This is a genomic window from Breoghania sp. (assembly GCF_963674635.1).
Taxonomy (GTDB): domain Bacteria; phylum Pseudomonadota; class Alphaproteobacteria; order Rhizobiales; family Stappiaceae; genus Breoghania.
In genome coordinates this window covers 4,314,733-4,328,129 of the sequence record NZ_OY771475.1, presented here as the reverse complement: position 1 = coordinate 4,328,129, position 13,397 = coordinate 4,314,733, and the positions used below count along the sequence as shown (strand labels likewise).

Annotated in this window: 10 protein-coding genes and 1 pseudogene; 8 read left to right on the top strand and 3 right to left on the bottom strand. The window is 54.2% G+C overall.

Annotated features, from left to right (window positions below; genetic code table 11):
- Positions 1-143 precede the first annotated feature (143 nt).
- Entirely contained in the window at positions 144-689 is a 546-nt protein-coding gene (locus ABGM93_RS18715; RefSeq protein ID WP_321502045.1) for a peroxiredoxin, read from the top strand.
- A 273-nt stretch (positions 690-962) separates the two neighbouring features.
- Here the strand turns inward: ABGM93_RS18715 and ABGM93_RS18710 are convergent, their stop codons facing one another.
- Positions 963-2,411 (bottom strand): PLP-dependent aminotransferase family protein, encoded by a 1,449-nt coding sequence (locus ABGM93_RS18710; protein WP_321502043.1) that lies wholly within the window; start codon positions 2,409-2,411, stop codon positions 963-965.
- 82 nt (positions 2,412-2,493) lie between these two features.
- Between ABGM93_RS18710 and ABGM93_RS18705 the strand changes: the two genes are divergently transcribed.
- From ABGM93_RS18705 to ABGM93_RS18675, 7 genes are all read left to right on the top strand, one after another.
- Entirely contained in the window at positions 2,494-3,846 is a 1,353-nt protein-coding gene (locus tag ABGM93_RS18705) for a lysine 2,3-aminomutase (protein WP_321502041.1), read from the top strand.
- Positions 3,839-4,816, top strand: a complete 978-nt coding sequence (locus ABGM93_RS18700; protein WP_321502038.1) for a hypothetical protein — start codon at positions 3,839-3,841, stop codon at positions 4,814-4,816. The genes ABGM93_RS18705 and ABGM93_RS18700 overlap by 8 nt, the downstream gene beginning before the upstream one ends.
- A 34-nt stretch (positions 4,817-4,850) precedes the next feature.
- Entirely contained in the window at positions 4,851-6,167 is a 1,317-nt protein-coding gene (locus tag ABGM93_RS18695; protein WP_321502036.1) for a SidA/IucD/PvdA family monooxygenase, read from the top strand.
- A 125-nt stretch (positions 6,168-6,292) separates the two neighbouring features.
- Positions 6,293-7,372 carry an MFS transporter gene (locus ABGM93_RS18690; protein WP_321502034.1) on the top strand — a complete coding sequence of 360 codons (1,080 nt, stop codon included), beginning with the start codon at positions 6,293-6,295 and terminating at the stop codon, positions 7,370-7,372.
- Positions 7,369-8,481, top strand: a complete 1,113-nt coding sequence (locus tag ABGM93_RS18685) for a hypothetical protein (protein ID WP_321502032.1) — start codon at positions 7,369-7,371, stop codon at positions 8,479-8,481. Before ABGM93_RS18690 ends, ABGM93_RS18685 begins: the two co-directional genes overlap by 4 nt.
- Complete coding sequence (locus ABGM93_RS18680; protein WP_321502030.1) at positions 8,474-10,474, top strand: class I tRNA ligase family protein; 2,001 nt, start codon at positions 8,474-8,476, stop codon at positions 10,472-10,474. The genes ABGM93_RS18685 and ABGM93_RS18680 overlap by 8 nt, the downstream gene beginning before the upstream one ends.
- A 112-nt stretch (positions 10,475-10,586) precedes the next feature.
- On the top strand, positions 10,587-10,709 hold the full coding sequence (locus ABGM93_RS18675; RefSeq protein WP_321502028.1) for a hypothetical protein: 123 nt from the start codon (positions 10,587-10,589) through the stop codon (positions 10,707-10,709).
- Between the two features lie 252 nt (positions 10,710-10,961).
- On the opposite strand, the pseudogene ABGM93_RS18670 reads toward ABGM93_RS18675, so the two are convergent.
- Together ABGM93_RS18670 and ABGM93_RS18665 are read right to left on the bottom strand one after the other, a co-directional pair.
- Positions 10,962-11,078, bottom strand: a pseudogene (locus ABGM93_RS18670) (IS481 family transposase); the annotation flags it as partial.
- Positions 11,079-11,157: 79 nt separating this feature from the next.
- Positions 11,158-13,113: an acyltransferase family protein gene (locus ABGM93_RS18665; RefSeq protein ID WP_321502026.1), complete on the bottom strand. Its 1,956-nt coding sequence runs from the start codon at positions 13,111-13,113 to the stop codon at positions 11,158-11,160.
- Between the last annotated feature and the right edge of the window lie 284 nt (positions 13,114-13,397).

The window sequence follows — 13,397 nt, the reverse complement described above, 5'->3', positions numbered from 1 at the left end:
GGCACCACAACTCATTGTCTTATCGAGAGCATTCTTGCAGTGCATTGCACAAGACTCGTACTTGACCTGGGAGCCCGATCGTCCGAAATTCAAGCCAACCGATACTTCAAATTCGACTACTTAAAAACTAGGAGCCTCATCAGATGTATGACAAGTCTCTTCCCGATGTGACGTTCCACACCCGCGTGCGCGACGACTCCATCGGCGGCTCGAACCCGTTCCGTTGGGAAGACAAGACCACTGCCGACTTCTTCGCCGGCAAGCGCGTCGTTCTGTTCTCCCTGCCGGGCGCGTTTACGCCGACCTGCTCGACCTACCAGCTTCCCGACTTCGAGAAGCTCTATCCCGAATTCAAGGCCGAGGGCATCGACGAGATCTATTGCATCGCCGTCAACGATACCTTCGTGATGAACGCTTGGAAGAAGGCACAGGGCATCGAGCATGTCGAGGTGATCCCGGACGGCTCCGGCGAGTTCACCCGCAAGATGGGCATGCTCGTGTGCAAGGACAATCTCGGCTTCGGCATGCGCTCCTGGCGCTATGCGGCCATCGTCAATGACGGCAAGGTCGAGCAGTGGTTCGTCGAGGAAGGCTACTCCGACAACTGCGAGACCGACCCCTATGGCGTCTCCTCCCCGCAAAACATCCTCGAGAAACTGCGCGCTGCCAACAATACGAAAGCTGCGTGAACCATCGCACGCACGGCCGGTCATATTCCTGAGCGGCCGAAGACGCCGTGACCGACACGAGAAAAGCCCCGGGCCTTCTGGTCCGGGGCTTTTCGTTTTCAATCACCGACATGCGGCATGGAAAGTTGGGCGACTGCCTCAGTTGCGGCGCGCGGCGTAGCAATCGGGGAGCACGCCATCGGCGTTCCGTCTCACTTTCCGAATTCGAACGAGATCCATCGAATTCACGCGCATCAACGTGCGGAGAAAAGTGCGCTTGCAACCGTCCCACACTCAGCCTGTGCATGGGGCCGCCTCGCACTGTCGGATCGCTCTTGCGAGATCAAGGACTTGTCGCTCACAAGCATCGAGCGACACAGTGTGATAGTAGATCATCAACCCGGGGCGGGGCGGCGTTTTCAAGTAGGATGAGGAAAGGGCGCGGACGAGAAGGCCAGATTCCTCTGCACGTTTGGCGATCGTGACATCATTGTGATCCTCGCGCAGAAACAAAGTGGCAAAGACTCCTTCACTCTTTTTGGTGATTTCGAGCTTGTCGGATAGATATTGCTCTGCTTCTTGGAAGAAAACGTTCCTCAGTCGTTCATAAGCTTTCCAAGTTCGGCGAATATAGGGGTCTATTTTTCCCTCCTTCAAAAATTCCTCAAGTACAAGCTGATTCAAAACAGATGTCTCGCGATCTATAAGACTTTTCAAGCGCGCAAATGCATCGACCATTGATTTTGGCAGAACTATGTAGCCAAGGCGCAACCCCGGAAAGAGTGTTCGGCTAAATGAACCCGTATACAAGACTTGTCCCGAATTGGATAAAGTGAATAGAGATGTTTCTGCGCAGCTCTGATCGATGGACTCACTTCCGTAATCGTCTTCGATGATCCAGGCCCCATTTCGCTCGGCCCAAGCCAATAGCTGCAGCCGCCTGTCCAAGCTCATTTTAACTCCGAGCGGATACTGAAAGGACGGCGTAATATAGACAGCCCGGGCGGGAGGTGCGCGCTCGACAATAAGTCCATGATCGTCGACCGGCACAGGAAGAATGTCGAGTTTCTGGAAGCGCAAAAGATCGACTACGTTATGGTAACAAGGGTCTTCCACGATAATTCTATCGCGCGCCTGCAAGAGAATGTTTATTGCCAGGTAGATCGCCTGTTGAGATCCAGACGTAATAATAACCTGTTCAGCGTCGCACAATATACCGCGGCGCTTTGCCAAATGATACGCAATTTGTTCACGCAGGGTCGGTTGTCCGAGTGGGTCCCCATATCCGAGCAGGCGGCTCGGAAACCTGCGGAGTGCATTTTTCGCAGCAAGGTTCCAATCCTTCCTGAATTTCTCGGTTTCAACCACAAGCGACGTGATCGGCGCACCACAGTCATGGTTGTCGCTGGACGTAGCGCTGGAACCACCACTCGCCTGTACGCTCTTCATAGCACCATGAAGGTGTGCCGGCCTCGGTGCGACGTAGGTCCCCGATCCTTGGACCCGGACCAGCAGGCCCTCTTGCACCAAGGCACTGTAGCTCTCCTCAACAGTGGTCCGTGAAACTCCATTATCCAATGCCAAGCTGCGGGCGGACGGCATCCTCTGGGTCGGAGACAGCCGCCCCTCGGTCAGAAGTGCGACCAACTGTGCTCTAAGCTGTTCGTGTAGCGGAACTGAATCTGACTTGTCGAAGCGGAAACGGAGTGAAGGTGCAAGACCGCGACGCTCAAAAGTGGTCATGTCAAAAACCTCAAGTATGGTTCTTACAAATTTTTTAAGTCGACATTAGCGTTTGCTCAAGCGGTTCCATTTTGGATTGAACATGTTGCAATCGATTGCTCAGTACCGACCAGTGACGGCCAAAAAGCTCACCGAATCGCGATACTGGGAAAATTTGAGTGAAGGTTACCGGAAACTGTTTGTGGTCGCCTCCGAAGTTCTTCCCTTTCGCGTAAATGAGTACGTCCTCGAAAAATTTATCGATTGGAGCGCTCCCGAAGACGACCCGATGTTTCGGCTGCTCTTTCCGCAGGAAGGCATGCTGTCAAAAAGCCAGTTTGACCGGATTGAGGCAGCGCAGAAGGCCACGTCAGCTGAGCTCCACGAAGCGGTGAGAGTTGTCCGGGGAGAGCTCAATCCGCATCCGGCAGGTCAAATGACGGACAATATCCCGACGCTCGGCGAAGATATTGTCGACGGAATACAGCATAAATACGCGGAAACGGCATTGTTCTTTCCCGGAGCCGGTCAGACCTGTCATGCTTATTGCAGTTTTTGCTTCCGTTGGCCTCAATTTGTCGGCGAGCCGGCGTGGAAAATACAAGCGCGCGAAGCAGAGCAAGCCGTGTCCTACCTTCGGCTGCACCCAGAGATTACCGACATTTTGATCACTGGTGGCGATCCGCTGATCATGAATTCTAAGAACCTGCGGCGGTATGTGGAACCTTTCTTAAGAGTCGACAGCCTCAAGACGATCCGGATTGGCTCCAAAGCTGTAACCTACTGGCCGCATCGCTTTCTCGCAGATGCGGATGCTGCCGAACTGCTGTCGTTATTTGAGGAGATTGTTGCTGCGGGGAAATCGCTGGCATTCATGGCTCATCTAACGCATTGGCGAGAACTTGAGCCGCCGGAGGTGAGGTCGGCTATATCTGCCATTCGCGCGACAGGTGCAACAATTCGCACACAGGCGCCTCTCCTGAAGCACGTCAATGACGATCCCGCAGTCTGGGCTAAACTCTGGACCGACTGCACCGCAATGGGAATCCACCCCTATTACATGTTTGTCGAGCGCGACACCGGACCCTGCGGTTATTTTCGCGTCCCGCTTTGGCGGGCCCATGAAGTCTACTCCACTGCGATATCGCGGGTATCTGGTTTGTCACGCACGGCGCGCGGACCGGTTATGTCATCGCATCCTGGCAAGGTGATGATTGACGGCATTGTTGAAGTGCATGGACAAAAAGCGCTCTCCCTGCGGTTTCTTCAAGCCCGCAATCCAAAATTTGTCGGCCGTGTATTCCTGGCAGAGTTTGATGAAACGGCGAGCTGGCTGGACGATTTAAGGCCTCTAAGCGGCGGCAAATTCTTTTTCGAGACGACAGAAACGTCAGTTGAACCTCTGGTGGTGCAACGGGCGGCACCAGAGAAAATTGCGGGAAGTGTTCATGCTTGACAAAGTTGTCGACAGCACGTGCGCTGAGTACGAATTTTCGAGAGCAGAAAAGCGCGATATTAAGGCGCTTGCGCAGAAATACGGCAGCCACGATTTTTATCGTGATCCTGCATGCGAGCACGAGGATTTCTGCGCCGATTTTGCGGCCGTCACGTCGGCAGAGCTCTACGAACTTCTGGCCTCGATGAGCGAAGGCCGGGGGCCAGATGTTCTCGTCCTCAAGGACGTGCCTATAGACACCCCCCTCCCCGATTTGGGCAGCCTGGACCAGAATGTAGGGGCGAAGGGACGTATCAGCGAAACGGTATTATCGGGCCTGACGGCGCTGATGAAAGCAAAACTGCAACGCGAGCCCAGTAGTCACCAACCGGACTTCCTCCAGCAGATTTATCCAGTCGATAAATTCGGAAGTGAATCCTCCGGCCGGGGGCGAGCCCCATTGCCCTTTCATGCCGAAAACGTATTTCTTCAGGCGCCACCAAGTTTCCTTGCGCTGCTCTGCTTGCAAGGGCAGAGCGGGGTTTTTACCGAATATCTGCCGGTTGCTGATGTTCTGGACAGGCTCACGCCCGCAAATCTGGAGCAACTGAAGGCGCCCATATACAGCGTTCGAAGTGGCGATGGATTTCAGGCTAGAGCGCTGGATGAAACGCCCGTGCTTGATGCCATCGCCAACGGTTGGACAATATCTCGAATATACGAAGAAGACCGTATTCAAACCCGCGATCCTGCAGGGCGCTCTGCGGTTCATGCGCTGAAGTCAGCGATTGTTGAGGCCAAAGCCTCATGCGTCCGCAGCGTTGAGATGACGTCAGGTACCGGGCTTTTGATCGCAAATGGTGTTGCTAAGGGCAGGTACGGCGGTGTGCTGCACGGCCGGAAAGGGCAGATCGCGCCCGAAACCCCGTCCACTCCAATTGGTGCGCGTCGCTGGCTGCAACGTGCCTGTATTGAAATCAAATATCTTTGAAGAGCTGAAATTCTCAGAATAGGCCTTTGCAAAAATGAGTATTAGTCCGATTTTTAAGAAAGACCTTTTGGCAATTGGTTGCGGGCCCTCAAATCTGAGCCTAATGGCTTTATGGGTAGGAGCCGGACAATCTGGGGCCACAATCCTCGACCGCTCTGCGAATTTTACATGGCACAGCGGAATGCAATTGCCTGGCGCCGAATTGCAGGTTTCTTTCTTAAAAGACCTTGTAACTCTCGCCGATCCGACAAGTCCATATTCTTTTCTTTCCTATTTGAAATCTACTGGCAGCATATACCGAACTCTTGTTGCAAGCAGATACTCAGTTAGCAGAAGAACTTTCGAAAAATATTACACATGGACCGTCAAAAAGCTCGCAGTCGCAAAATTTAACACCGAAGTGGTTGCGATCACCTTAGGGAGAGACGGGTTTCATGTGGAAACCAATTCAGGGCGATATATTGCGAACAATGTTTCGGTGGGCATCGGCAAGACGCCCTACGTCCCCAATTTCGACGATCCGGATCGCTCCCGATACCACTCCTCGAATTTCGCGGAACACGCGTCCGCAAGTTATGCAGGGCGCGCAATCTGCGTAGTTGGCGGAGGCCAATCAGCAGCAGAAATAGTTGAGTATCTGCTAAATCTTCCCGCTCCCCCCGCGACAATACATTGGATTTGCCGCCGTCCGATGCTGCTGCCACTGGACGATTCACCTTTTGTTAATGAAATTTACACCCCTGCCTTCGCCGAATATTTCTACAGTTTGCCTGAATCAGCTCGTGCGCAGCTCAACGAATCCCTGAAAATGACGAGCGATGGGATTTCGTCGCGGACGCTGGAGGGTCTCTACACGCGGCTTTATCGCAACAGTATCGAAACAGAGGATCACACAAGAGTTCACCTCAAATGCAGCTGCGATATTTTAAATGTTACAAAGCAAAGCGAAGGAAATCTCAAAGTTATAACTCGCAATAAACTGACTGATTATCGCGAGGAATTTAACTGCGACAGAGTTCTTTACGCCACGGGATACAGATACGAAACTCCGGCTTTTTTGGACGGCCTCGCAAGTTTGCTGACTTTTCTGCCCAGCGGCGAAATTTGCTTGAACGAAGATTTTTCCGCGCGTCTGAAAACGTCCACGAAGGCCCGCCTCTTCCTCCAAAACGCTGGTGTGAGCCAGTATGGCCTGGCTGATCAAAATCTCAGCTTGAGCGCATGGCGAAGTGCGAAGATCGTAAATTCCATCTTGGGCAGGGAACACTACACCCTTGATCAAGAAAGCGTCGCAACGAGCTTCCCTCTTAGCCAGCAAGGCGCGCCGCAGAGTCGAAAGTTTGCAGTATGACAGATCAAGCAATTTTCAAATCGGACCCTCAGAGAACTTTCATAATCCTGATAATAGAGAGAATATTTCACGCCATCTGCATGGGGTCCGCGGCACTTCTTCCCTTCTACTTCCTGGGAAACGGGTTGGATGAAGTCTATTTCGGATCAACATCTGCCATAAGTTCTGTTGTCGCGATAATTATTATATTGGTCTTGCCATATATAATGAAAAAAGTGCGTGTGGAGAAAATAGCCCTCGCAAGCGGGATCTTTTTTGTGTCGGGATACACGCTTTTGTTCTATGGAAATCAGCAGCCAGAGAGCCTAAAGATCCTCGGCTTTGTGTGCGTGCCGCTGATTTCGGCAGGCTGGGTTACGCACTTCACTTTGGGATCTATCAAAGTCTCAGCAGCGTCATCCGACACAACACGGCAGCAAAACTTCATGGTCTACGCTGCCTTCAGCACATTGGGCATCAGCTTGGGACCGATCGTGGGCAAGATGGTGCTGTCAGTTGACGATAGCTTCTCATACCTATTCGGCCTGCTAGTTGCCCTGTCTTTGATGGGGTTTATGGCATCGTTAACCACCGGCGGTTCGGCTGATGGTTTGTCCTCTCCGACAGCAAGCGAAACATCCCGGACAGTTAGCATCGGAAAAATTCTGCAGTCTCCGGCCTCGTTTTTCGTATTCATGGTTCTTCTGCAAAGCGCAATATTCACGATTATCATTAACTTCCAAGTCGTTTTCGGCGAGCAGAATGGACTGAGTTCTTCCGTATTCTTCACGTGCTGGGCAATTGGAATTATGGTGCCGCGCCTCGTATTGGGCGGCTGGATCGCCAAGCGAGACAATCGGATTGTCCTTCCCATCTTGACAGCGTGCCTCGGCATTTCCCTATTCGCCTTGGCTGCAGGGCCATCATCGAACCTTCTATATGGGATGGCCGCCGTCTCGTTGGGTGTTTTCTACGGCCTCTCCTATCCGATCGTTCAAGCTGAGACCGTAAAATATGCCACGGTTTCTACGCGAAGCTTCTTTTTGGTCGCTTTCAGCCTAGCGTATTTCATCTCGTATTACGTGACCCCGCTGGCGGCCGGCGTTCTCGTATCCGCCCATGGCTACAATCAGCTCTTTTTCATCGCGGGATTGATCGCCATGTCCATGGTGGTGGCCGAGTTTGGGTTTTATCGCTCGCGCTATTCAAAACAACGCACCTTATGACGAAGCATATTGCAATCATTGGTGGCGGTCGCGTTGGCGCCGCTATTGAGGCTGTCACCGCTCGATTGGGGGACTACCGGGCCATGGTCATCGACCGGGTGGACGCCCCCTATTGTGCGCAAAGAATGAACAGTGAAACGGAGCTATTTATCTCCGGTGATACTGAGAAAATAGCATCCGCGCTGAGCCGGTTCTTTTCCAACACTCCAGCCAAAAACTGTGCGGTTGTTTTCGCGCTTTCCCATGTGGAGGCCTATCCTCTGCTTGTCCCATTGGACCTGCGTCTCTCGCAGGGAATCCGTTTTTTGGTCGTGGGAAGACCCGCCGACATCGACCCGGCAGCTTTTGTCCGGCGACCTATCCATTTCGGAGCCGGGCTTGAGCCTGGCCTGACGGAAGCGCTGCTTCAGGTCCTGCACAAGAAGATGGGCGTGCCCGACCGCATCGAGACCTATTGCGGCGGCCTGCCTCGCACTCCCTCGCCCCCCGCCTGGCATGAAATGAATTTCGCCACGGAAAGCGCATTCATCAACCGAACAGGCCTCGCGCGCATCAATGGATGTGAAGTGAAGCGCCCTCGGTTTGACACCCGAGAGCAAGTGCTCTTTCCCGACTTTGGGGTCCTGGAATGCTACGATGACGCTTTGTTGCCTGAGACGTTGCGCGAGCCGAGCCTCAGCACTGTTCCGACCTTGCACCAACGGACGCTGCGCTGGCCGGGTTTTGCAGCATTCGCACTTTCCGACCTAAGTCCGGACGAAAAAGCAGCCGCCGTCACACCACGGGGCGAAGACGTCGTGTTGTTGGCTGCGCGAGCCCAGAAAGATCATCGGCAATGCGAGATTGTTGTGCGAACGGATCCCTGTTCGGGATTTTCAGCTATGGCATGGGCGACGGCACTCGGTTCCATCGCCGCTCTCGTTGCCGGAATGCGTATTGAACATCCGGCGCGATGTATTTTTCCGGCGGCGGATCGAAGCGATTTCGTCTTTTCTTGTTTTGAGGACATCGTCCGGCAACTTGGCCCCAACGGAAGCGGAACCAGCATTTGCTGGACCGGCAGTCACCCGACACAACGCATCCTTGAGGAGGGCAGTTGCCATGACTGATATCCTGCTAAATTCACGCCGTACTCGTCGTGAAACGTTTCATGCAAAACCGGACCCCACCCAAAGGGGGGCGACGAACCCATTTGAAGAACAAGACAAGGTTAGCGTGCGGCTCATCACCTATCCCGCAGGCTCAATCACCGAATACCACAATCACAACGATATAGAATTCTGGACGGTGATCTCGGGAAGTCTACGCATTTGGATGGACGATCATCAAATCGAATTGAATCAAGGAGACTCCATTCGCGTCGAGCCTTTGCAGTTTCATCGCATCGAGTCTCCCAGAGAAGACACCATCATGCATGCTGTTTGGTGGACAGATGCCGCCTATTTCGCCGATGCTGCGGAGCAATCGCTGGACGCGAACTTGGATGGCTGCAGCCCGGTGATCGTGCAGCCGCCGATGATTACTCCGAACGGCGAAATGCACCTTGGGCATGCCAGTGGGCCATTCCTTCAAGCTGATTTTGCGGCACGTGCATTGCGTTCAGCCGGCCGAGAGGTGCTGCACCTGCAAGGTTGCCAGGGGCATCTGCAATATCTACGGATCAATGCGGAAAAGCATGGCGGCGAGTTCTATGAAGTTGCAAGGCGATATACTGACAGTATCCGGGAATCGCTGGGGCGGCTCAACATAGATTTCGACCTGTTTCTGGAATGCGAACAACCCAAAACCTTCGATTCGATTTGCCACCGCCTGCTCTCACGCCTGGATGAAGCAAATTTGCTAGCCGAAATCGAACGTGACGCTCCCTTCGATGAGGAAATGCAGGAATTTCGCATCGAGGCATTGGCCAAGGGTGTCTGCCCCCATTGTCAAAGTGCCGGGGCAACATCCGAGTGCGAGAGTTGCGGTGCGACGGTCACAGACGCTGACCTCGGGGAGGTTACTGATTATCAAGGCAAACTTGTTGTCCGGCGAAAGCTGAAGCGGTTGTTTCTACGCACTGAGTTGCTGCGTGATGCCATACGGCAATATGCAGCTTCGGCACTTTTACCCACCCGAGCCCGACTTTACATCGAAAAGTGGTTGGCAGGCCCTTTGCCTGATGTTTGCCTCTCCAATCCGTACTCTGAAGGAATTGCGGTTGCTCGGCCTGGCTTCGAGGACCAGAAATATACAGACGTCCTGGAACGCGTCGTTCGCTACCTGTTTGCTTTGGAAACGTTTGGCGCGCGTCATTATGGCGTGTCTCGTTTCGAGGAACTTCGGCCTGAGCAGATTCCGACAACAGTCGCACTTTTTGGTGCGGATAATGCGTTCGGTCGTCTCGTTCTGTTCCCTGCCCTGATGATTGTCCTCGGGCTCGGCAAATCGGCGCCGCGCATGGTCGTCATGAATGAGTTCTTGCTGTTGAATGGCGAGAAATTCTCTACTTCCCGGAACCATGCTGTCTGGGTCAATGAGTTCATTGATGGGACAAATGCAGATCCATTCCGCTTCTACATTGCCCGCAATAGCCCCGTGGGGCAGCAGGTCGACTTCTTGCCACAGGAATTCGACCGCTGGCTTACAGATCATTGGCAGGGCCGGATTATTGGCACCCTTTCGGGAGCGCTGGCTTTTCTGCGGAAAAACATGACCTCTCGATCGATACCGATGCCGGGGGCTTGGAGCCGGGATGATGTGAACATGTACATGGCGACAAAGGCAGCCATGGCAGCAATTCGAAATAGCTTCGATTTGTCTGTTTTGGATTTCTCAGCCGCCGCCCGGCATGTGGAATCCCTGGTGGATGGGCTTTCCCGGTATCTTCATTCCGCACAAACGCGCTCGGACAAGATGTACGCTCACTCCGCGCCCCAGTTCCGAACAGAGGCACGTCTGGTTGCCGCGACTCTCGTGACTATTGGTGTAGCGATCGAACCCATCGCGCCGCGCTTCGGAAAGCATATACTATCGCAATTCCCGGGCACTTGGCGCATTGACACGTGGTTCCCGGCCGACTTCTTGACAACTGATTTGACGCTTGGTTCGACTGTAGAATAACTGGGCTGAGGCATCGCTGTACGATGCAGGCCGCGACGTTGAGCGCCTCAAATTCCTTTGGGCAACAAGTGTTTGTCTTGGCCAAAACCTGGGTAGATGCCGCGTTGACCGAATGACCGTGACGACCGATCTCCATGATGCGGAGACGCAGGCTGAGCTGCTGCACGCTGCTGAACTCACCGCCGTCTGGGTGCCGGACGAGGCGCAGGAGCGGTCCGAGATGCGGTGCGTTTAGGATGCGCGGTTTATGGCGGACAGGATTACAATAATGAATCCGCAAATCTGGCCGCACTTGGCTTGGTGGGGTCGCAGTTGGCATGGACTTGGAGTGCGGGCGGCAAACCCAGCAATAGCAAAGCGAACCCAAACCTGTTGACCATCGAGTGGGCTGCATGAATTGCAGCAGCTGAGCCGCGCGATTTCTCGGCGCTCCTCGCCGCAAGCCATCGGTCAAGCGTCCGGCCTCCGGCGGCGCAACTCTGACGCTCTAACTGTGGAGCCTCAAGAGGCTGTCCCCGGTCAGATTGAGGCGGCTGATTGGCGGCTTTGAGTTTAGGCTGCCATGAGGTCGGTGCCAATTGTGGCGGTGTAGCCAGACGGTTAAGACAGCCCCCCTGCATTCGGAGCCTCCCCTGCTGCTGCCCCAGGCCAAGAGGCTGCCCAAACCACTTATCTGAGGCCGATCAATAGATCCGGACGCCTCTTCGCGTCGAAGGGTCATCACCCATGATCAGATCATAGAAACCCATCTTCTTGCCTAAATAACGAGAGCCTTCTGAAGTGAGATGGTTGGAATCGGCATAGAGATAAACGTCTCCAACTGTGGCGTGGCACGTCGCCTGATCACATAAGGCTTTCTCCAACCGAACAACCTTCATACTCAACTCCAGAGATCTATATATTTTATCGATGTTGCCTTGGTACCTGACAACGTCTTCTATAGGCATGGAGCACTTTTCGATTTCCCCACCATAAGCTCGCGCCCGATAGAGACAACGCCCCACCGGCATGCCCGTCGCGGGCGGTGAGGTGAACAGAACGGGCTTCATCCCCTGGCGGCGGATCCAGTCGGCCGTTCGCATTAGCTTGTCACGTTCCTCTCCCCCGTCACTTGAAGCAGCAGGCTCGTCCGAGCCGGAATTGAATTTCGAGGTGTGCGAACTCAAACGCATGGCAAGCACAACGTGGGTGACGGAGGTCTGATTGGAGAGCCACGCCTTTACGCGCCGATTGAAGTCGCGGCATGACAAAGCATCGCTTGTTTCCGGGGCACTGGTGGGATTCGCATCCGGTGGGCAAGAGGGCTTGACCAACTGGATCAATGATACGTCCGGCTTGGAAGCCAGAATGCCGTCCACGAGTTGGCGCGCATGAGAATCTCCCCAAACGGCAATCACAGGCGCCTCACCGGTCTTACAGAACGAGTGCTCATCGACTTCACCATCGCAATGCTCACTTAACCCCGGCGACATTCGCAATCTGCGATCAAGCTCCACCATAATCGGGTTTCGAAACGGCAGCCCATGCTTGGCCTGAATGACGGTGAAACGCGCGCCGGCGATCAGCAGGATCGTAGCAGCGAGTGCCAAGCCTCCGACCTTGAGCGTCGTAGCGAATGCCTGCCGCCGGATCGGGCGTTCCAGAACCAGATAGGTGATCCAGGACAACGCAAGGGAAAAACCGATAAGAACACAGTAATCCCAGGTCGACAGGTTCTCTTGCCCGAACCGTATCCTCGAGAAGGCGAAGACGGGCAGGTGCCAGAGATAGAACGAGTAGCTGAGCAACCCGATGCCGACGAAGGGACGGCTCGCAAGCACGCGTCCAGCAAACGAGCGTTGATCGGCAAAGGCGATTACCAGCATCGCGCCGCCAACGGGAAGGACCGTCCAAAGGCTTGGATATCGAAATTCCTCGCCGAGCAGGAAGATGGACACAACAATGAGCAGGACGCCAGCCCCTGCCCCTATTTCTGCAACCCCGCGGGAAGCGCCCCCGGGCCTTACGCCCTTTGTCGCGAGAAAGGCCCCGGCGAGCAATTCCCACGCCCGGGTCGGCAACAGGTAATAGTTCAGCAGGGCATCTGTCCGGGACATGTACTCTGCGAATACGAGGCTGCTCACAAGAAGGATGAGTATGCTCGGCAGCAGGCGCGACCGCCACCAACGCCAGACAGCGAAAAGCAGCAGTGGAAACACCACGTAGAACTGCTCTTCAATGGCGAGGCTCCATGTATGGAGCAGCGGACGCAATTGCTCTGCTGCATCAAAATAGCCGCTGCCCGACAGATAGCGAATATTCGATCCGAACAGTGCGACCGCCACCACGTCTTTGGCGAACTCGCGCAACTGCAGCAACGACATCCACTGGTAGGCGAACACGAATGATGTCAGCAAAACCGCAAGGAGGGCGGGAATGATCCGGCGAATTCGCCTGTCATAGAACCTCAGAAGCGAAAACGAACCTTTGGAGAGATCGGCAAGCAAGATGCTCGTGATGAGATAGCCGCTGATCACAAAGAACACATCGACGCCGACGAAACCTCCCTTGAAGGGCACCAAGCCCGCGTGAAACAAGACGACGGGAACGACAGCCAGCGTCCGTAAGCCGTCGATTTCAGGGCGATAAGCCAGTTTCATCAGTAGAAATTCCAAGATTAGCAGATTCCGCGTTTTACGGAATTGCCATGCGATCTTCTACCCTTTGTGGAGGCTCCGGACGATATTTCAGTGCCTTCTTTAAAATGGGAAAGAGGCTGTCCTCCTGATCTGCTCTAGGGAAAATCGAATTGCGCGACATCTCTGGTCGTTCCACTCAGGCCAGAGCCTATTCCAAACTGAATTGATTCACGGGAGAAACGTCAGGCAGCGGCGCATCGCAGGGTTTTCAGAGATGAAACCGCGATTGCGTCGAGATTGCGAAA